Below are 21031 nucleotides of genomic sequence, written 5' to 3'. Positions count from 1 at the left end.
TCTCAAAAGTGCAAAAATTCGCAATTTTGAGAGGTTTTTAAGAGGGCGTTTTAGGCTAGATTTTATTGATGTTTGGGTTTAGCTGTTCACATACGTGGCGAGCAAAACCACTACCGGCTTCGCTATAAATGTTAAATGCCGCATCAACACCGTTTTCTTTGAGCGTTTCGAGTTGATCCGGATATTCAGCAATCGCCGCAATTTGACCTTTGAAGTTTCGAGATTTCAACTGGTCTAAAGCGGTTTGATTACCTTGGTGGTGCGGCATAGCCAAGATCACCAATTTCACATTGGCGGTATCTAAGATACGTTCCCAGAAGTCCGGGTCAGTCGCGTCGCCGGAAATCACGTTTCTGCCATGGCTTCTGTGGTTGTGTGCTGCTTCTTCACGAACTTCAACACCTAGGCTAACTTTGCCATAGCGAGAGCGTAATTCGTCATAAGCACCAGTACCAATTCGGCCCATACCAAGAATAAGCACTTGTGCTCGGCCTGGGTCAATTCGCTTATCACGTCGGTGAAGCTTTTCTGACGCATGCTCTTTCAGCCATTTACCTGACTGCTGATAAAGCTTGTGACCAGCTCGGTTTAAAGGTGCAGCGATTAAGAACGACAGTGAAACCGCAATGGCTACCGCAACTAGGATATCACCCGACATCCAACCCATCTTGAAGGCAAGACCACCAACGATGAGGCCAAATTCGCTGTAGTTAAACAGTGATAATGAGGCGAGTAGAGACGTTCGAACACGGAACTTGAAACGGTTGAGCACCAAGAAGTAGAGAACACCTTTCACTGGCAGCATCAGTAAGAACAAGATTGCAAGCATAAAGCCTTGAATGGTTGGTTGCTCTGACAAACCAATGTTCAAGAAGAAACAGACAAGGAAAAGCTCTTTAAGGTTAAAAAGCGATTTTGATAACTCTGAGGCTTTTGGATGACCAGCAAGTAACATACCTAGAACAAGAGCCCCTAGGTCTGGTTTCACACCAACCAAATGGAATAAACCAGCACCGACGACTAGTGCGAAGAAGATGCCGGACAGAACCAGCATCTCGCCGTGACCAACCCAATCGAGCACTTTGTAGAACAGTGGGCGTAGTAAAGGCAGGGCAAACAGAGCAATCGCATACCACTCAGGTATTTTGCCTGTAGAAGCCGTTAGGAATACTACGGCGAAGATATCCTGCATGACCAAGATACCAATCGCTAACGTTCCGTAGGTCGCATTCATTTCACCTTTCTCTTGCAGAGTCTTAACTGCAAATACCGTACTAGAGAATGAAAGAGCAAAACCAAGCAGAACGATCTGTTCTACCGACATGGCGGCCAGCGATGAAATACCTAAGAACTTAAAACCAAATAGGGCGACAGCGAAAAACAGAGTGGACAAAAGGTTGTGCATTGTCGCGCCAGCCCAGATCTCTTTAGAGAGCAGGGTTTTGATGTCGAGTTTTAAGCCGATAGTAAATAGAAGTAGCGTGACACCAAGGTCAGCTAAAGTAATGATGGTGTCATTGGTTTCAAAGCCAAAGGCAAAAAGCCCAAAGCCTGCAACCAAAAAACCAACTAATGGGGGAAGGTGACACTTTAAAGCAATAAATCCTGCGATAAACGCAGTGGATATTAATATAAGTTCCATAACTTGTTGTTGTAGTTCCCTAGCTTAAAAAAACGGGCCGTGTTTATACAAACACGGCCCGCGGAAAATCAGAATTATTTTTCTTTAATCTTCGAGAAGCTTCTGCAGCAACACACCGTTGAGCATGGCGCGCTTAATCATGGCAAAAGCTCCCATCGTAGGATGTTTATCGATCTGAGATGCTACAATAGGCAAGCCGCTATGGAAAGTCGTTAACGACTGATTCTCTACATTGCGCTTAATTGCAGGGAAAACAATCTCTTGTGCCTTTGTAATATCACCTGCGATGATAACTTTTTGAGGGTTAAATAAGTTAATCGTCATGGCGATCGCCTTGCCTAACTGGTTTCCTACTCGAACTAAGCTTTGTTTCGCTAGTTCGTCACCATTGATTGCATGGTCACACACATCTTGAATTGTAATACGGTCAAGCTCTGTTAAAGAAGACTCATAGCCTTGCTTAATCAGTTTCTGAACTCGTTCAACGATAGCTGGGTTTGCCGCTACGGTTTCAAGACAGCCGAAATTACCACACTGGCATTGCTCGCCTAGCGGATCGATTTGGATATGACCAATCTCACCAACGTTGCGGTTGTGACCTAAGAAAACCTGACCATTCACGATAATACCAGCGCCGGTACCACGGTGAACACTCACTAAAATAGAGTCTTGGCTGTCTTTACTTGCGCCGAAGTAGTGCTCAGCAAGCGCCATTCCTCGAACATCGTTGCCCACAAAACAAGCGACATGGAATGTGTCGCGAATAATGTCGCTTAAAGCTAGGTTATCGATGTCTGTGTTTGGCATGTACTCAACAACACCAGTCGTTGGGTTAACCAAGCCTGGAAGAGTAACGCCAATCGCAATCAGTTGGTCGATTTTTGGTTGGTGCTCAGCAATGAAAGCCTTTAAATTATTAACCAAGCCTTGGGTAAGGTCTGATTGGTCTGAATAATTCAGGTCTTGCTGTTGGAAAGCCAACTCACGACCGCCAAGGTCATGAAGGCTTATTTGAATATAGTCTCGGCCTAAGCGCACTGCGACAGAATGAAAAGGTTCTACTTCTGTGGTTAGGGAGATAGCGCGTCTACCGCCAGTAGACGCTTGCTGCGCCACCTCTTTGATTAGGCCGCGCTCTAAAAGTTGGCGGGTAATTTTTGTAACACTTGCCGGTGCGAGTTGGCTTACATCAGCCACTTGTATACGACTGATAGGCCCTTGTTGGTCTATTAGTCGGTATACCGCCGCACTGTTTAGTTGTTTAACTAAGTCTACGTTACCTATTTGTCCGCCATTCATACTTAATTGTGCTCGTATTGTCCATTAACAACAGTCGCTTTAACGTTAAAGTCTCGGTCAAATACAGCTAGGTTTGCAACCATGCCTTTTTTGATTCGACCTAGCTTGCTTTCTACACCGATAGCCGTAGCTGGGTATAGCGTAGCCATGCGAAGAGCTTCGTCTAAAGCGATACCAGCGTGCTCAACTGTATTCTGAACTGCTTCAATCATAGTCAGAGCTGAGCCGCCCAGTGTGCCGTTTTCATCAACACACTTACCATCTCGGTAATATACTTTCTTACCGACAAAAATAAAGTATTCCATGTCAGCACCTGCAGGAGCTGTGGCGTCCGTCACTAATACGAGCTTTTCTCCCTTGATTTTGTGCGCAATTCGAATGTTTGCGTAATCAACGTGGAAGCCATCGGCGATGATACCTGCGTATACTTCTGGCGTATCGTAAATCGCGCCAACAACGCCTGGCTCGCGGCCAACCATAGGTGTCATTGCATTGAATAGGTGAGTCGCGAAAGTAATACCAGACTCGAAGCCTTGACGTGCTTCTGCATAAGTTGCGTTGGTGTGGCCAATAGAAACCACCACGCCCGCTTTCTGAAGACGTTCAATGTGTTCAGGATCGTTCAGCTCAGGCGCTAAAGTTACTTTTGCAACAAGGTCGCTGTTTTCACAGATAAGCTCAATCATCTCGTTATCAGATTTACGAATGTGATCGACGCTGTGGATGCCTTTTTTCGCAACGTTTAGGTACGGACCTTCAAGGTGAAGACCTAAAGACTGGTTTTGGTACTGATTGTGGTATTCACGAGCTGCCGTGATAACCGCACGCATGTCTTCGTCTGAAGAGGTGATAAGCGTAGGTAGGAAGCTAGTACAGCCAGATTTCAGGTTTGCTTTGTGCATGATCTGCATAGTGTCTGCAGTGATCTCATCGTTCAGCATTACACCACCACAACCGTTCAGTTGTAGGTCAATGAAACCTGGGCTTAGGTTTGCTCCGTCTAGGTCGCGAACCTCAATTCCTTCTGGCAATTCAGAGATAGGGCAGACTTTTTTGATCAGTTCGTTTTCGATTATTACAGCATGATCGGTCAGAACATCACTACCAGTGTAAATTTTACAGTTACTTAGCGCGTACATAGTCAGCTAATCCTTATTTCGTGAGATCTTTAAAAATTCTTCGTTACCTAAATGGGTACTTAGTTTGCGAGCATCATTTACGTAACGATTTATCTTTTATGGGCAAACGGCTTCAAAATGGGAAGCGAGTTTAAGTGTTTGAAAAATATGTGAACAATTCATTTTATTTATAAGTTCAGGCTCAGTGTTATCAGTAGTTTATCTGGCATTGCTTGCCTCAAATAACCCGTTGTTAGCCCAAACATTAGATCTAGATTTTATCTATAAATGTTCATTTTTTTGAATGATAAAATAAGTTTTATGATCTCGCTAGCAAAAACCTCTGGATTTGGTAAAAACTGGTGATTACGATCACAAATGGTAAGGTTTTAATTTGCGGAGCAAAATTAATTGAATACACTGAATAGGACTAAATTGAGCGACTAAAATAAGTTTCTCAAACGAATTCTAAAAAATCCTATAGGGGGAAACAACTGGTGAATATTCTAGGATATGCACAGAAGCTGGGTAAGGCATTAATGCTACCTATCGCAACGCTTCCGATTGCGGCGCTTCTATTACGTTTAGGTCAAGGCGATCTACTTGATATTCCATTTATGGCGCAAGCTGGTGGTGCTATCTTCGGTAACCTACCATTGCTATTTGGTCTAGGTATCGCGATTGGTCTTTCTAAAGACGGTAACGGCGCAGCAGGTCTTGCTGGTGCAGTTGCTTACTTCGTACTAACAGCTACAGCAACGACAATTAACGCAGACGTTAACATGTCATTCTTCGGCGGTATCTTCGCAGGTATCATCGCAGGTCACTCTTACAACGCTTTCCACGCTACACGCCTTCCTGAGTGGCTGGCATTCTTCGCGGGTAAACGTTTAGTCCCTATCATGGCCGGTCTATTTGCACTTGTTGCAGGTGCTGTGTCTGGTGTGGTTTGGCCTGGTGTTCAATCTGGTCTAGACGCACTGGCTCACGCAGTATCAACGTCTGGCGCTATCGGTCAATTCGTTTACGGTACTCTTAACCGTGCACTTATCCCTGTAGGTCTACACCACGTATTGAACTCATACTTCTGGTTCGGTATGGGTACATGTCAAGAAATCATCGTTGCTGGTCAAGGCGCATTCGCTAACATCACTCAACTTTGTGTTGACCCATCACTAGCTAAAACTCTAGTTGTTGGCCAAGAGCACACATTCACATTCGCTAACTCTGTAACTCCAGAAATCACTACTGTAGTTAAAGAAGTGACTGAAACTGTTAAATCTGGCGACCTACACCGTTTCTTCGGCGGCGATAAAGGCGCTGGCGTATTCATGAACGGTTTCTTCCCAGTAATGATGTTCGGTCTACCAGGTGCTGCACTTGCAATGTACCTAGCAGCTCCTGCTGAAAAACGCAGCCAAGTTGGTGGCGCACTATTCTCAGTAGCATTCTGTTCATTCCTAACAGGTATCACAGAGCCGCTAGAATTCATGTTCGTATTCCTAGCTCCTGCTCTATACGCAATGCACGCTGTATTTACTGGTCTGTCTCTAGTAGTTGCTAACATGTTTGGTACTCTGCACGGTTTCGGTTTCTCTGCTGGTCTAATCGACTTCGTATTGAACTGGGGTCTAGCAACTAAACCATTCGTACTACTACTAATCGGTCTAGGCTTCGGTGCTCTATACTTCTTCACTTTCTCTTTCGCAATCCGCGCTTTCAACCTGAAATCGCCAGGTCGTGAAGATGATGACGAAGCTGCTGCAGCTCCTGCTGGTGAAGCTCCAAAAGGCGACCTTGCACGTCAATACCTGAAAGCTCTAGGTGGTCACGACAACCTAACTTCAATCGACGCTTGTATCACTCGTCTACGTCTAACTCTTAAAGACCGCTCTGTTGCAGATGAAGTTGTTCTTAAGAAACTGGGTGCTAAAGGTGTGGTTAAACTAGGTGAAAACAACCTACAGGTTATCCTAGGCCCACTAGCTGAAATCGTAGCTGGCGAAATGAAAGCTATCGGTGCAGGTGAAGACCTATCTGATGTAAAACTTCCATAGTAAGGGAAGTACTTAACTAAGACGTAAAGTTACTCTTAAGTAAGTTTTAAATTGAAAGCCTCCCACATGGGAGGCTTTTTTGTGCCTGCCGTTTAAGGCCAGTGAATACGGTTCGTTCTATTCTTCATCGAATAGCAGAAATAATCGCAATTAACGGACGGTTCTTATTGTGCAAAGGCGAAGAATTGTGGATGATTAGCAACAATGATCTTTCTATCTTTGACTTGCGCTATAAGCGCCCGTTTTCTTGGAGATGAAAGATAACTTTCTCTGACAATACTAAATACATAGAGGTGCTATAGATGAGTGAAGCTGAGGCTCGTCCATCGAATTTCATTCGCCAAATTATCGATAAAGATTTAGCGGATGGTACACACAGTAGCGTGCATACTCGTTTCCCGCCGGAGCCGAACGGCTACCTGCACATTGGTCACGCTAAATCTATTTGCTTGAATTTTGGTATTGCTCAGGACTACCAGGGACAATGTAATCTTCGTTTCGATGATACAAACCCTGAAAAAGAAGACGTTGAATACGTTGAGTCAATTAAGAATGATGTAAGCTGGTTAGGCTTTGAATGGTCTGGTGACATTTGTTACTCATCAAACTACTTCGATACGCTTTACGCTTATGCTGTGGAATTAATTAATAAAGGCTTAGCGTACGTTGACGAGCTAAGTCCTGAGCAGATCCGTGAATACCGAGGCACGCTAAAAGAGCCAGGTAAAGCGAGCCCGTACCGTGACCGTAGCCCAGAAGAGAACCTAGCGTTATTTGAAAAAATGCGTGACGGTGGCTTTGAAGAAGGTAAAGCGTGTCTACGTGCTAAGATCGACATGAGCTCTTCATTCATGGTGATGCGCGATCCTGTTATCTACCGTGTTCGTTTTGCTCATCACCATCAGACGGGTGACAAGTGGTGCATTTACCCAATGTACGACTTCACTCACTGTATCTCTGATGCGTTAGAGGGTATTACACACTCTATCTGTACTCTTGAATTCCAAGACAACCGTCGTTTGTACGATTGGGTTCTAGATAACATCACGATCGATTGCCAACCTCGTCAGTACGAGTTTAGCCGTCTGAATCTTGAATACACAGTGATGTCTAAGCGTAAGCTGAACCAACTTGTGGTTGAAAACCTAGTTCAAGGTTGGGATGACCCACGTATGCCTACTATTTCTGGCCTACGTCGTCGTGGTTTCACTTCTGCATCTATCCGTGAATTCTGTAAGCGTATCGGTGTAACTAAACAAGAGAACATGATTGAATTCGGTTCACTTGAGTCTTGTATCCGTGACGATCTGAACGAAAATGCACCTCGTGCAATGGCCGTTCTGGATCCAGTTAAGATCGTGATTGAAAACTACGATGCGGATAAAGTAGAGACACTAACGGTTGCTAACCATCCGAACAAACCTGAAATGGGCATTCGTGAAGTACCATTTACTCGTGAAGTGTGGATTGAGCGTGATGACTTCCGTGAAGAAGCAAACAAGAAATACAAGCGTTTGGTTCTAGGTAAAGAAGTTCGTCTACGTGGTGCTTACGTGATTAAAGCTGAGCGTATCGAGAAAGATGCGGAAGGCAACATTACGACTATCTTCTGTTCTTACGACGACGAAACACTAGGTAAGAACCCTGCTGATGGCCGTAAAGTGAAAGGTGTTATCCACTGGGTATCTGCTGATAAAGCACTACCTGCTGAGATTCGTCTTTACGATCGTCTATTCACTGTGGCAAATCCAGCTGCAGCTGATGACTTCGCAGCAACGCTTAACCCTGAGTCGCTTGTTACGCTAAACGGTTTTGTTGAACCTAGCCTAGCGGAAGGTGCAGCTGAGCAAGCGTACCAGTTTGAACGTACGGGTTACTTCTGCGTAGATTCGAAAGACTCTAAAGCAGACGCGCTAGTGTTCAACCGTACGGTTGGTCTACGCGATACTTGGGGTAAAACTGAAGCTTAATGCTTGAGTATTTAGCTTGTTAAAAGCGACCCAATAAAAAACCGGCTTAGAGCCGGTTTTTTTGTGTTTGAATAATATCGGGTATTCGTACTTATTAGTGACCATATATAAAAAACGCCGGCCTAAGCCAGCGTTCAGTATTACTTCTTCGGTTTGTGTGCGTCAGGGTTACCTTTGCAATCACCGGTAATACTTTTTCCGTACAAGTATAAACTGTGGTTAGTCAGTTTCACGTTGTAACGCTCTGCGATTTCTTTCTGTCTCTCTTCGATGATGTCATCAGAGAATTCAATAACTTCGCCACAATCTAGACATACTAGATGATCGTGGTGGTGCTGTGTTGAAAGTTCAAATACAGACTTACCGCCTTCGAAGTGGTGGCGAGTTACAATGCCAGCGTCATCGAATTGGTTTAATACTCGATAAACGGTCGCAAGTCCGATCTCTTCACCTAAGTCGATCAGCTTTTTATATAAATCTTCAGCACTAATATGTTGGCAGTCTGGTTGTTGTAATACTTCTAAAATTTTGAGCCTTGGGAGGGTCACTTTAAGACCAGCATCTTTTAGCGCTTGATTATTGTCTGACATATACTTTCCTGTTGATGATCTGCAGCAATTAACAGAATTCAATATTAATACCATTATAGTTTAGTCAGGCATAACAATAAACCACGAACTTCAAAGGGTTACTAATCGACATCACAATCTGTTTTGTAAATTGGAAGTATCTCACTTATAGTGGAGGTACGACCAGTCAAGGTGGCGGTAATTCTAATATGAACACGGAATGTTGTTATGAATAAGCAACTTGCAAAAATATACAAACCAAACATCGTAAAATTCGCTCTTAATATCTGGCCTCCGTTCTGGGGAGCGGGCATTAAGATAGCGCACATAAGTTCAGACTTCAGGGTAGTAAAGACAGTGCTGAAGCTACGTTGGTGGAACAAAAATGCCAATCGTACTCAATATGGCGGCAGCATATTCTCCCTGACTGATCCGGTTTACTCTTTGATGTTAATGGGAATTTTGGGTGAGCGATATTATGTTTGGGACAAGGAAGCGAGCATTAACTTTATCAAACCTGGCCAATCTGACTTGTATGCAGATTTCGAAATAAGCCAAGGGCAACTGGATGAGATCTATCGTCAGACACAGCTCGGTGAGAAGTGTTTTCCTGAGTTTATTATCTATGTCAAAGATAAGCAGGGAAATGTGGTATCAGAAATTCAGCGTACGCTTTATGTAAGAAAGAAGCCGCAATTTAGAGATGATGACGAAGCATTAGAAGCTGAGTGCTAATTGGTCACCATTGAATAGCAAAAAACCTCCCAAAAGGAGGTTTTTTCATATCTACATAGTTGTCATTAATTGTAACAATTAACGACCGCTAGAGAATTAGTCTTCTAGCTCTGCTAGGCACATTTCTTCGTGGATTTGTTTAACCCAGTTAGAAACACGCTCATCAGTTAGCTCAGGTTGACGATCTTCATCGATACATAGACCAACGAATTGGCTGTCATCGCCTTCAACTAAACCTTTCGATGCTTCGAATTCGTAGCCTTCAGTTGATGTGTAACCTAGGATAGTACCGCCTTTCGCTTCAACGATGTCACGGATAGTACCCATAGCATCACAGAAGTATTCTGCGTAATCTTCTTGGTCGCCACAACCAAAGATAGCAACAAGCTTAGTTGAGAAATCAATAGCTTCTAGCTCAGGGAAGAAGTCATCCCAATCACATTGTGCTTCGCCGTAGTACCACGTAGGGATACCAAGCAGCAGTAAATCGAAGTTATCGATATCTTCTTTGCTGCTTTTTGCAATGTCTTGAACGTGAACGAGCTGCTTGCTCAATTGCTTTTGAATCATCTTAGCAACAGCTTCAGTGTTACCTGTATCGCTACCAAAGAAGAGACCTACACTTGCCATAGAATCATTACCTTTCATTTTGTCTGTTGTCGGTGTAATAAAGTTCGGAAGGGAATCGTTAGATCCCGGTTCCTTCCCAGCTTAGTTGGATTATCCCTTTGGCGATAAAACCTGCACAGCCAAGGAAAAGTACTAACCACACAATGCGACGACCAAATGGAGGAACATTTCCTTGCTTTAGAACGTCCTTAATTGCCATGCCGATTAAAAAGAAAATCGCGGCAAATAGGAGATCTAAACCAACAGATTCAATGATGTTCATGTAGTCGTAAAGCATGGGAACCTTATATACCAATTTTGCTTGGGCGCACTATATCACTGTTGCGAGATAAAGTTAATGTGCAGTGATTACTCAGCTCTCATTTATCTGCATGAAAAAGCGCGCTTAAGCGATGAATTTTCGAATTGCTCTGAGTACTTCTGCTGGCTTTTCTGCGTGTAGCCAGTGACCCGTATTCGCAATGACGTGCGCCTTTGCGTTGGAAAATTGCTGCTGAACCGCGGTTTGGTGTTCAGCCGTGAGATAGTCAGAGTCACCACCTTTTATTAGCAAGGTTTTGACCGAGGTTTTTTCGATCGGTTCCCAGCCAATGATGTGCGCGCAATTTGCGAGTAGGGATACGACGTTAAAGCGCCACTCCATGATACCTTGCTCTGATTTAAACAAAGATTTGGTCAAGAACTGGCGAACGCCGTCTATTTCAATATGTTTTGCGAGTACTTTAAGTGCTTCGGAGCGAGAAACTGGCTTTTCCTCTATCACGGCTTGCAGGCCAGCGAATACGTTATCATGGCGGCTCTGGGTGTACGCGACTGGCGCCATGTCTAGTACAACTAACTTACGCAGTTCAAGATGTTGGGTGAGTGCCATCGCGACTTTGCCACCCATAGAGTGACCAATCACAGTCACATCTTCTAGCTCAAGATCATTCAGCAGTTGAGCTACATCTTGTGCCATCGCTTGATAGTTGTGAGTGTCACTATGGAAAGATTGGCCGTGGTTACGTAGATCGATACTAAGCACTTGATGATCGGCTTTTAGATCCCTAGCGAGCAAGCCAAGGTTGTCCAGATTACCGAATAATCCATGGATCAAAACAATGGTGTGACCCTCACCTTCAATTTTATAGTTGAGCTGTACTGACATTTTTATCTTATTCATGGTGGGTTTGACGTAGAGTATCCGCGCGGATCTCGCTATAATCCCCCAGAGTTTAAACATTGAGATTGTGAAAAGCGAATGAAAACAATTGAGGTTGATGAGGACCTATACCGTTTTATTGCGGGTCAGACAGAACGTATTGGCGAAAGCGCTTCAGATATTCTGCGCCGCTTGTTACAGGTTGATAGCCAAGGCATGGTTCCGATCGAAGAGATCGTTGAGCCAAAAGGTATCGTTGTTAGCAAAGAGGTAGGCTTTACTCCAGAGAAATTCGATGGCGTTAAAGAAATGCGCTCACTACTAATATCAGATGAGTTTGCATCACTAAAGAAAGCCATTGATCGTTTCATGCTTGTGTTATCAACACTGCATAAAATCGACCCTTTAAGCTTTTCAGAAGCAACTCAAGTAAAAGGCCGTAAGCGTGTTTACTTTGCAGACAACGAAGCGACGTTGCTAGCAAACGGCAACACCACTAAGCCTAAAGCCATTCCACAAAGTCCTTTTTGGGTTATTACTAATAACAATACAAGCCGTAAAAGACAGATGGTTGAGCAGCTTATGAGCCGCATGAGTTTCCAAGCAGAATTGATAGAAAAAGTAACAGGTTCAATTTAACGAAATCTGATTTAAACCTCATAATATCCATGGATAAGAAGATATTATGAGGTTTTTTTGTTTTTAAATTTTATATATAAGGATGTCGAAAAATGGCTATGCACCCTCGTGCTGGGCAAAAAGCTCAGCAGGAAGATCTTCATAATATTCCGGCTTTAGTGGCTAACTATTTCTTACAGCAACCGGATGCGACCAACCCAGATCACAAAGTACTGTTCGGTACTTCAGGTCACCGTGGTACAGCAGACAAATCAACATTTAACGAAAACCACATTCTAGCGATTGCACAAGCCGTTGCTGAGGTTCGTGCCGAGCAGGGTACAACAGGCCCACTTTTCTTAGGTAAAGATACTCACGCTCTATCTGAGCCTGCGTTCTCTACGGTTATTGAAGTGCTTGTAGCGAACGGTGTTGAAGTTATTATTCAAGAAAACAATGGCTTTACTCCAACACCGGGTATCTCGTACGCGATTCTTACGCACAATCTAGTGAATGATAAGAAAGCTGACGGCATTGTTATCACGCCTTCACATAACCCACCACAAGACGGCGGTATTAAATACAACCCGACACACGGTGGTCCTGCTGAAGCTGAATTGACTCAAGCGATTGAAGACCGTGCGAACGTGATCATTGCTGAGCAAATGCAAGGTGTTAAGCGCACTCCTATCGCACAGGCTAAACAGTCTGAGTTAGTGAAAGAAGTGGATCTGGTTGCTCCATACGTTGCTGATTTGGTTAACGTGGTTGATATGGAAGCTATCCAGAAAGCAAACATCAAGATTGGTGTTGATCCTCTGGGTGGCAGCGGTATCGATTACTGGCGCCAAATTGGTAAAGCGTACAACCTAGATCTTACTCTGGTAAGTGAAGCGGTTGACCCTTCTTTCCAATTCATGTCTCTAGATAAAGATGGCGTGGTTCGTATGGACTGTTCTTCTCCATATGCGATGGCAGGCCTACTGGCTCTTAAAGACGAGTATGCACTAGCGTTTGGTAACGACCCTGATTACGATCGCCACGGCATTGTTACGCCAAAAGGCTTAATGAATCCAAACCACTTCCTAGCAGTTTGTATCGACTACTTGTACCGTAACCGTGAAGGATGGGGTAAAGACGTTGCTGTTGGTAAAACACTGGTATCAAGCGCATTGATTGACCGTGTCGTTGCTGACCTAGGTCGTGAACTTTGTGAAGTGCCAGTTGGTTTCAAATGGTTCGTTGATGGCTTATACAACGGTCAGTTTGGTTTCGGCGGCGAAGAGAGTGCGGGTGCATCTTTCTTACGTAAAGACGGAACGCCTTGGTCAACAGATAAAGATGGCCTAATTCTTTGCCTACTTGCGGCTGAGATCACAGCGGTAACGGGTAAGAACCCACAAGAGTACTACGAAGAGCTTGCTGCTAAACACGGCGAATCTAAGTACAACCGTATTCAAGCGGTAGCAAATGGCGCACAAAAAGACGTGCTGAAGAAGCTGTCTCCAGAGATGGTTTCTGCTGAAACACTTGCTGGTGATGCGATTACGGCTCGCTTAACGCATGCTCCAGGTAATGGTGCTGCGATTGGTGGCCTTAAAGTGACAACCGAGAACGGTTGGTTTGCTGCTCGTCCATCAGGCACTGAAGACATCTACAAGATCTACTGTGAAAGCTTTAAAGGTGAAGAGCACTTAAAAGCAATCGAGGCAGAAGCTCAAGAGATTGTTAACCAAGTATTTGCAGCCGCTGGTCTATAATCGAATCTCGATTACTAGAGTCGTTAGGTAAATAGAAGAAGGGTTGATGTGAATGCATCAGCCCTTTTTATTGGTTCATCGCGGATGAGCGGGAACTAAAAACAAAAAAACGGTAGTAAGTGATATGGTTTAGTCGCCAAACAAAAATCATACACAAACTACCGTTTTCATGCCGAATCATACTTTCCTATCTTCATTCTGGGAAGGCTTTAAAATAGTAAAGTCTCACCAGACAGCATCACTTGTTACACTAACTCTTAAACCTAATTCTGAGGCTAAATGCCTTTGCGGTCTTGAAGCTGAGGCTATCCATGAGTATCAATGGCGTCATGTGAAAGAGGCCATGTTGTTCAATGTTCCTGTTGAGCTTTCCGTTCAAACTCGAAGGATCAAGTGTCGTGACTGCGGCATAAAAACAGAGTTTCTATCTTGGTTAGAGCCTTATGCTCGTATAACGACGCGTCTAAAAAGCTATATAGAACAACTACTGCCTCTTCTTCCCATTAAGCATATCTCCCAGTTAACGAGCGTTCATTGGCACACCATTAAAGAGATAGATAAACGTCGACTTCGCCAAGTGGTACCGTCAGTGAAATGGGAAGGGCTAAGGCAACTCGTCATGGACGAGTTCGCCATCTTTAAAGGGCACCGATATGCCACAGTCATCGCTGATGCTAAGACTCACCAAGTCATTTGGGTAGGGTTAGGTCGTAGCCGCAAGGACATACGACCGTTTTCGAGCAGTTAGGCAAGCATGGTAACAATATCGAAGCGGTCGCAATGGACATGAATACGGCTTTTGACCTTGAAGTTCAAGCGCACTGCCCGAATGCAAAAATCGTTTACGACTTATTCCATGTTGTTGCTAAGTTCGGTCGTGAGGTGATGGATAGAGTCAGAGTCGACCAAGCTAACAAACTCAAGCAGGATAAAAAAGCGAGGCAATGGGTGAAGCGCTCACGCTGGGTACTGCTGAAAAACAGAGGTAATTTAAATGCACGACAAGATAGCTATCTTACTGAAATATTGAATATCAATAAGGACTTGATGGCCACTTATATACTCGGCTCACAACTCAAAGAGCTTTGGTACTGTAAATCAGAAGCACATGCTAAGGGGCTCTGGGAGGTATGGTGGGCACAAGTGCAAGAGAGTGGAATTAAGCCATTGAAAGAGTTTGCACGAAAACTGAGGCCTTATCTTCACGGTATTATTGCATCGGCAACTTATCCGCTCAACACCTGCAAATTGGAAGGGATAAACAACAAAATAAAGTTAATCAAGCGAATGGGGTATGGATATCGAGATACAGACTACTTCTTCTTGAAGATAAAAGCGGCTTTCCCCGGAAAGCCGCGATGAACCTTTTTATTTGTCTGTCAGTAATCTACGAAGACTAAGTCAATTCAATGACGAATGGATTAGCCGTATGGCCAGCTTTGTGGCATCACAAACCAGAACTGTCCCGACTTAGTTTGCCCATGAACAAAGCGGTCACCGAACTCGGTGATAGGTTTGCCGTTGAAGTCATCCGTCCCAGCTGCCCATTGTTCTTTGGTGAGAGGGTAGATCGCCTCAGTGATTAGATGAGCTTGATCTTGATAGCACCAAAAACCGTTTACTTGGCTTGGATTAATGCCGTAGCCCAAACATGTAGTAGGTACGTTTTGCTCTAAGAATGGGTTGGTATATAGGCGACCTTGCATGAGGAGATGTTTTGAGTCGACATCGATCTCTGGATATTGTTCAAGAAAGGCCGTTGAAGACGACATACCAAGTTGGTGGTTGAGCATTCTATCGAGCTTCTTGTCTAACTGGTCATGAGAGTTCGGACCAAACCATGTCAGTTCATGCAGTAGGTAAAACTTAATGGCTACTTCCCAATGCTCTAGCTTTTGGTTTTGCACATCTTCAAGGATAAAGTCGATCGCGCCGAGTGTTCTTCCCTCAACATTAATCTGAATCTCATCGTGTTTGATTGAATAATTATCCGAAACACCGATGATTTGTTCACACAGGTGCTGATATAGGAAGCCTAATCTAGGATTACCATTATAAGTATGTGATTCGTCGAGTGCTTGGTGGTTTGAGAATGCACTGAGATCAGAAATTGGCGGCTTGATTTCGAGTAGTGGTGGCGAGCCAATCACCCATTGGTAAAAACGTTGCAGTTCAGTCATCGGTTCCTCGTAAACTTCAGTCGTCTGTTGTTCACAAACAGAGTGGTAGGGCTTTCGACATTCTACCCGTAAATTGATATAACGACGTTATTATAAAGGTGAGCTGGAAATAAAAATGAATAACTTACAATTAGAAAAGCTACTTAACGAAAAACTGCAGCCACAGCAGATTAAAGACTACTGTCCGAATGGCCTTCAAGTAGAAGGCACAACAGAAGTGAAGCGCATCGTTACTGGTGTGACAGCTTCGCAAGCCTTGATTGATAAAGCGGTAGAACTGAACGCAGACGCTTTGTTAGTCCATCATGGTTTTTTCTGGAAAGGCGAGTCAGAAGCGATTCGTGGTATGAAGGGCAAGCGCATTCGTACTCTGATTAAGAATGACATTAATCTTATAGGTTATCACTTACCTCTCGATATCCACCCTGAGCTTGGCAACAACGCAAAATTGGCAGAGTTACTTGAGATAGAAGTCGAAGGTGGCTTGGAAGGGCATCCACAGTCAGTTGCCATGTTTGGTAAACTAAAAGCACCAATGACAGGAGCTGAATTTGCAGAAAAAATCGATCAAGTTCTGAATCGAAAACCACTGCATATTGCGCCAGAGAACCAAGATAAAATGATTACGACTGTCGGTTGGTGCACCGGTGGTGGGCAAGATTACATCGAGCTAGCGGCGTCTCAAGGTATCGATGCATTTATCTCTGGCGAAATTTCAGAGCGCACGACCTACTCAGCACGCGAGCAAGACATTCACTATTTTGCTGCTGGCCACCATGCGACTGAGCGCTACGGTGTGAAAGCGCTAGGTGAATGGTTAGCGAAAGAGCATGGCTTGGATGTTGAGTTTATTGATATCGACAATCCAGTTTAAGAGCAGATGTGAGGTGAAGGATACGAGTCACTGTAAATTTGTATCCGTCTTTGAGATAAGCTCGAATCGATTGATTAGTGTTGTTTTGAGGTTAGGTTAATGTTCAAACCTTCTCGTATCTCGTATCTCGTATCTCGTATCTCGTATCTCGTATCTCGTATCTCGTATAAAAGAAAAGGGTTGATGCTTTCACATCAACCCTTTTTAACGTTATGACTTATCGCAACTATTCACGCTCGTGAAGTGCTTTAAAGTCACGTTGTTCTTCACCAGTGTACAACTGACGAGGACGACCGATACGGTTCGTCGGATCGCTGTGCATTTCGTTCCAGTGTGCAATCCAACCGATGGTACGAGACATCGCGAAGATTACAGTGAACATAGATACTGGAATACCGATTGCTTTCAGAATGATACCTGAGTAGAAATCTACGTTCGGGTATAGCTTCTTAGAAACAAAATACTCATCAGAAAGAGCAATACGCTCAAGTTCCATTGCTACATCTAGCAGTGGATCTTGGATGTTCAGCTCTTTCAGTACTTCGTGACACGCTTCGCGCATTACTGTTGCACGCGGATCGTAGTTCTTGTAAACACGGTGACCGAAGCCCATCAAACGGAATGGGTCATCTTTGTCTTTTGCTTTCGCAACATATTCTTCAATGTTATCTACGCTACCAATCTCTTCAAGCATGCGCAGACAAGCTTCGTTTGCACCGCCATGCGCTGGACCCCAAAGTGATGCAATACCAGCTGCGATACACGCAAATGGGTTAGCACCAGATGAACCCGCTAGACGTACTGTAGACGTTGAAGCGTTCTGTTCGTGATCAGCGTGTAGAGTGAAAATTTTATCCATTGCACGAGCAACGATAGGGTTCACTTCATACTCTTCACATGGGTTTGCAAACATCATGTGTAAGAAGTTTTCTGCGTAGCCTAGGTCGTTACGTGGGTAGATAAACGGCTGACCGATTGAATATTTGTAACACATTGCTGCCAGTGTCGGCATTTTTGAAATTAGGCGGTAAGCCGCAATTTCACGGTGTGTATCGTTGTTGATATCAAGTGAGTCGTGGTAGAACGCCGCTAGAGCGCCTACAACACCACACATTACAGCCATAGGGTGAGCATCACGACGGAAGCCGTGGAAGAAACTAGCAATCTGCTCATGCACCATGGTGTGACGTGTCACGGTAGTCTTGAACTTTTCGTATTCAGCTCGAGATGGGGCTTCACCGTAAAGAAGTATGTAACATACTTCTAAGTAATCAGCGTTATTGGCAAGTTGGTCAATTGGATAACCACGGTGTAGAAGGATACCTTTTCCACCGTCAATAAAAGTGATTTGAGACTCACAAGATGCAGTGGCAAGAAAACCAGGGTCAAAAGTGAAAAAACCATTAGAACCTAGTGTACGAACATCGATCACTGGAGTACCAAGTACACCTTCCGTAATCGGCAGCTCGATTGGCGCTTGACCTTCAATGTGAAGGGTAGCTTTCTTATCCGCCATAACAATCTCCTTTGTTTATTATTAATCCGTCCAGGATGTTTATGTGCCATTTTTTTACTGGTCTTACGTGGGAAAGTCAATTTTTCTACAGCTTTGTGTGCACTTGTTAGTGTTTTTTACATTAAATTCGTTAAAAATCTGGTCTGTGTAGCATTATTTGTTACATCAATTGTATTAGAATGTTGCCAGTCGTATAGTGGCGCTGAAAAGTTTGGTTAAAACCTTATAAATGCAAGGCTAAGAAGAAATGTGAGGTGTCTTTCTTAATCTGGCAGTTAACAATTATTTTACAATTATCTAAGGCTCAACTTCAGTTATTTGTTAAGTTAATGTTAAATTTTGAAGGTTTGCGATCAAATTTTGTCCATAACAATATCATAAGGTTATTTAATGACCATAATGCTCAATGGAGCTGAGTGAGCAAGCCCGTGAAAGAAAGAAAGACAAGACCTGTTAATTTAGATTTACAGACCATCCACTTTCCTATCACTGCAATAGCTTCCATCCTACACCGTGTGTCTGGGGTGATAACTTTTGTCGCGATTGGAATTCTGCTTTGGTTACTATCCACTTCCCTCTCATCCCCAGTAGGCTTTATGGAAGCTAGCGACATTGTCGACGGTTTCTTCGTGAAGTTTATTCTGTGGGGTATTCTAACCGCTTTGGCTTACCACATTGCTGGTGGTATTCGTCACCTTCTTATGGACCTAGGTCACTTTGAAGAGCTGGAATCTGGCGCTAAGAGCGCTAAGGTTGCATTCGCAGCAACAGCGGTATTGTCTCTACTAGCGGGGATCTTAGTATGGTAAACAACGTTTCTACTTTTGGTCGTAATGGTGTTCATGATTATCTATTGATTCGTGCAACTGCCATCATTATGACTCTTTACACTATCTACCTAGTGAGCTTCTGTGCTTTCTCTGGTGATATCTCTTACGCATCTTGGACGCAATTCTTTGGTGGAACCTTCACTAAAGTCTTCACCATGTTAGCGCTTACTTCTGTTTTGGTTCACGCGTGGATCGGCCTATGGCAAGTACTAACTGACTACATCAAATGCGCAAAACTGCGTGTTGGTCTTCAAGTCGGTGTTGTTGCAGTTCTTCTTGGATATTTCTTCTCTGGTCTGTTTATTTTGTGGGGTGCGTAAGTGACTATTCCTGTTCGTGAGTTTGATGCCGTAGTTATCGGCGCTGGTGGTGCAGGTATGCGTGCTGCACTGCAAATTTCTGAGCAAGGCCTATCTTGTGCATTGCTTTCTAAAGTTTTCCCTACTCGTTCTCATACGGTTTCAGCACAAGGTGGCATCACTGTTGCTCTTGGTAACGCGCACGAAGACCATTGGGAACAACACATGTACGACACCGTTAAAGGTTCTGATTACATCGGTGACCAAGACGCTATCGAATACATGTGTAAAAATGGTCCTGAGTCGGTAATCGAACTTGAAAAAATGGGCCTGCCTTTCTCTCGTTTCGATAACGGCACTATTTACCAACGTCCTTTCGGTGGTCAATCTAAAAACTTTGGTGGTGAGCAAGCGGCTCGTACCGCAGCTGCAGCCGACCGTACTGGTCACGCACTGCTTCACACGCTTTACCAACAAAACATTAAGCACAAAACGACGGTTTTCTCTGAGTGGTATGCACTGGATCTTGTTAAGAACGAAGACGGTGCAATCTTAGGTACAACCGCGCTTTGTATGGAAACGGGCGAAGTTTGCTACTTCAAAGCGAAGGCAACAATCCTTGCTACTGGTGGTGCTGGTCGTATCTACGCTTCGACAACTAACGCACACATCAACACTGGTGACGGTGTTGGTATGGCGATTCGTGCTGGTGTTCCAATGCAAGACATCGAAATGTGGCAGTTCCACCCAACGGGTATTGCTGGCGCAGGTGTATTGGTAACGGAAGGTTGTCGTGGTGAAGGTGGTTACCTTCTCAATAAAGACGGCGAACGCTTCATGGAACGTTACGCACCAAACGCTAAAGACTTAGCGGGTCGTGATGTTGTTGCTCGTTCAATGATGGTTGAAATCCGTGAAGGTCGCGGCTGCGATGGTCCTTGGGGTCCACACATCAAGCTTAAGCTTGATCACTTAGGCAAAGAGACACTTGAATCTCGTCTTCCTGGTGTATGTGAACTGTCTCGTACCTTTGCTCATGTAGATCCAGTAAAAGAGCCAATTCCAGTAATCCCAACATGTCACTACATGATGGGGGGTGTTCCAACACAAGTTTCTGGTCAAGCTATTAAGCAAACTGAAGATGGCACCGATGTTGAAATCCAAGGTCTATTTGCTTGTGGCGAAATCGCATCAGTATCAGTACACGGTGCAAACCGTCTAGGTGGTAACTCACTACTTGATTTGGTGGTATTTGGTCGTGCAACAGGTCTACACCTAGGTGAGACTCTGAAGAAGCAAGACGAAGCGAAACCAGCAACTGAAGCAGACATTGAGCGTTCTCTAGAACGTTACAACCGTTGGGAAAACAGTACTGACGGCGAAGATCCAGCGCAAATCCGTAAAGATCTTCAACAATGTATGCAGAATAACTTTTCAGTATTCCGTGAAGGCAAAGCAATGGCTGAAGGCCTAGAAGAGCTTAAAGCGATTCGCGAGCGCCTGAAGAATGCACACCTATCTGACAAGTCGACAGAGTTCAACACTCAACGTATCGAGTGTCTAGAGCTTGAAAACCTGATGGAAACTGCATTTGCAACAGCGGTTGCTGCAAACTTCCGTACAGAGAGCCGTGGCGCACACGCTCGATTCGATTTCCCTGACCGTGATGATGAGCAATGGCTATGCCACTCTCTTTACAACCCAGAGTCAGAGAGCATGACTAAGCGTGGTGTAAACATGGAGCCTATCCATCGTGAAGCGTTCCCACCAAAAGCACGTACGTACTAAGGAGA

The 21031-nt window shown here is 44.2% G+C and carries 18 protein-coding genes and 1 pseudogene; 10 read left to right on the top strand and 9 right to left on the bottom strand.

Annotated elements, in window-relative coordinates:
* Positions 1-55 precede the first annotated feature (55 nt).
* From ITG10_RS03270 to nagA, 3 genes are all read right to left on the bottom strand, one after another.
* On the bottom strand, positions 56-1642 hold the full coding sequence (locus ITG10_RS03270) for a cation:proton antiporter family protein (protein ID WP_026084111.1): 1587 nt from the start codon (positions 1640-1642) through the stop codon (positions 56-58).
* Positions 1643-1726: 84 nt separating this feature from the next.
* Positions 1727-2941 (bottom strand): ROK family protein, encoded by a 1215-nt coding sequence (locus ITG10_RS03265; protein WP_017629614.1) that lies wholly within the window; start codon positions 2939-2941, stop codon positions 1727-1729.
* A 2-nt stretch (positions 2942-2943) separates the two neighbouring features.
* On the bottom strand, positions 2944-4080 hold the full coding sequence (gene nagA, locus ITG10_RS03260) for an N-acetylglucosamine-6-phosphate deacetylase (protein ID WP_017629615.1): 1137 nt from the start codon (positions 4078-4080) through the stop codon (positions 2944-2946).
* 476 nt (positions 4081-4556) lie between these two features.
* Between nagA and nagE the strand changes: the two genes are divergently transcribed.
* Positions 4557-6116 carry an N-acetylglucosamine-specific PTS transporter subunit IIBC gene (nagE, locus tag ITG10_RS03255; RefSeq protein WP_128644346.1) on the top strand — a complete coding sequence of 520 codons (1560 nt, stop codon included), beginning with the start codon at positions 4557-4559 and terminating at the stop codon, positions 6114-6116.
* A 302-nt stretch (positions 6117-6418) separates the two neighbouring features.
* Positions 6419-8086, top strand: a complete 1668-nt coding sequence (gene glnS / locus ITG10_RS03250) for a glutamine--tRNA ligase (RefSeq protein ID WP_017630057.1) — start codon at positions 6419-6421, stop codon at positions 8084-8086.
* Positions 8087-8226: 140 nt separating this feature from the next.
* Here the strand turns inward: glnS and fcrX are convergent, their stop codons facing one another.
* Positions 8227-8676 carry a ferric iron uptake transcriptional regulator FcrX gene (fcrX, locus tag ITG10_RS03245; RefSeq protein ID WP_017630056.1) on the bottom strand — a complete coding sequence of 150 codons (450 nt, stop codon included), beginning with the start codon at positions 8674-8676 and terminating at the stop codon, positions 8227-8229.
* A 207-nt stretch (positions 8677-8883) separates the two neighbouring features.
* On the opposite strand from fcrX, the gene ITG10_RS03240 reads away from it, so the two are divergent.
* Complete coding sequence (locus ITG10_RS03240; protein ID WP_004737898.1) at positions 8884-9390, top strand: DUF4442 domain-containing protein; 507 nt, start codon at positions 8884-8886, stop codon at positions 9388-9390.
* Positions 9391-9486: 96 nt separating this feature from the next.
* On the opposite strand, the gene fldA is transcribed toward ITG10_RS03240, so the two are convergent.
* From fldA to ITG10_RS03225, 3 genes are all read right to left on the bottom strand, one after another.
* Positions 9487-10020, bottom strand: coding sequence for a flavodoxin FldA (gene fldA, locus ITG10_RS03235; protein ID WP_004737899.1), 534 nt, complete (start codon positions 10018-10020; stop codon positions 9487-9489).
* 58 nt (positions 10021-10078) lie between these two features.
* The gene (locus tag ITG10_RS03230) at positions 10079-10297 is read right to left on the bottom strand and encodes a DUF2788 domain-containing protein (RefSeq protein ID WP_004737900.1); all 219 of its coding nucleotides are present in this window, start codon (positions 10295-10297) and stop codon (positions 10079-10081) included.
* 108 nt (positions 10298-10405) lie between these two features.
* Positions 10406-11167: an alpha/beta fold hydrolase gene (locus tag ITG10_RS03225; RefSeq protein WP_017630055.1), complete on the bottom strand. Its 762-nt coding sequence runs from the start codon at positions 11165-11167 to the stop codon at positions 10406-10408.
* Between the two features lie 93 nt (positions 11168-11260).
* Here ITG10_RS03225 and seqA point away from each other — a divergent pair, with 93 nt between their 5' ends.
* From seqA to ITG10_RS03210, 3 genes and pseudogenes are all read left to right on the top strand, one after another.
* The gene (gene seqA, locus ITG10_RS03220; RefSeq protein WP_017630054.1) at positions 11261-11800 is read left to right on the top strand and encodes a replication initiation negative regulator SeqA; all 540 of its coding nucleotides are present in this window, start codon (positions 11261-11263) and stop codon (positions 11798-11800) included.
* A gap of 92 nt (positions 11801-11892) precedes the next feature.
* Positions 11893-13539, top strand: a complete 1647-nt coding sequence (gene pgm / locus ITG10_RS03215) for a phosphoglucomutase (alpha-D-glucose-1,6-bisphosphate-dependent) (protein WP_017630053.1) — start codon at positions 11893-11895, stop codon at positions 13537-13539.
* A gap of 169 nt (positions 13540-13708) precedes the next feature.
* A pseudogene (locus tag ITG10_RS03210) lies at positions 13709-14901 on the top strand (ISL3 family transposase).
* A 59-nt stretch (positions 14902-14960) separates the two neighbouring features.
* Here the strand turns inward: ITG10_RS03210 and ITG10_RS03205 are convergent.
* Positions 14961-15719, bottom strand: a complete 759-nt coding sequence (locus ITG10_RS03205; RefSeq protein WP_017630644.1) for a DUF1853 family protein — start codon at positions 15717-15719, stop codon at positions 14961-14963.
* A 115-nt stretch (positions 15720-15834) separates the two neighbouring features.
* Here ITG10_RS03205 and ITG10_RS03200 point away from each other — a divergent pair, with 115 nt between their 5' ends.
* Positions 15835-16593, top strand: a complete 759-nt coding sequence (locus ITG10_RS03200) for a Nif3-like dinuclear metal center hexameric protein (protein WP_017630645.1) — start codon at positions 15835-15837, stop codon at positions 16591-16593.
* 226 nt (positions 16594-16819) lie between these two features.
* Here ITG10_RS03200 and ITG10_RS03195 read toward each other — a convergent pair whose 3' ends face one another.
* Positions 16820-18109 carry a citrate synthase gene (locus tag ITG10_RS03195; protein ID WP_017630646.1) on the bottom strand — a complete coding sequence of 430 codons (1290 nt, stop codon included), beginning with the start codon at positions 18107-18109 and terminating at the stop codon, positions 16820-16822.
* Between the two features lie 416 nt (positions 18110-18525).
* Here ITG10_RS03195 and sdhC point away from each other — a divergent pair, with 416 nt between their 5' ends.
* The 3 genes from sdhC to sdhA are packed head-to-tail and all read left to right on the top strand — an operon-like array spanning position 18526 to position 21026.
* Positions 18526-18918 (top strand): succinate dehydrogenase cytochrome b556 subunit, encoded by a 393-nt coding sequence (gene sdhC, locus ITG10_RS03190; RefSeq protein ID WP_010436766.1) that lies wholly within the window; start codon positions 18526-18528, stop codon positions 18916-18918.
* Positions 18912-19259, top strand: a complete 348-nt coding sequence (sdhD, locus tag ITG10_RS03185) for a succinate dehydrogenase, hydrophobic membrane anchor protein (RefSeq protein WP_010436768.1) — start codon at positions 18912-18914, stop codon at positions 19257-19259. The genes sdhC and sdhD overlap by 7 nt, the downstream gene beginning before the upstream one ends.
* On the top strand, positions 19260-21026 hold the full coding sequence (sdhA, locus tag ITG10_RS03180) for a succinate dehydrogenase flavoprotein subunit (protein WP_017630647.1): 1767 nt from the start codon (positions 19260-19262) through the stop codon (positions 21024-21026).
* Positions 21027-21031: the final 5 nt, after the last annotated feature.

It is taken from the genome of Vibrio sp. ED004 (assembly GCF_023206395.1).
Taxonomy (GTDB): Bacteria; Pseudomonadota; Gammaproteobacteria; order Enterobacterales; family Vibrionaceae; genus Vibrio.
Note: the sequence above shows the minus strand (reverse complement) of the source record. Positions and strands in the feature narration are given on the sequence as shown.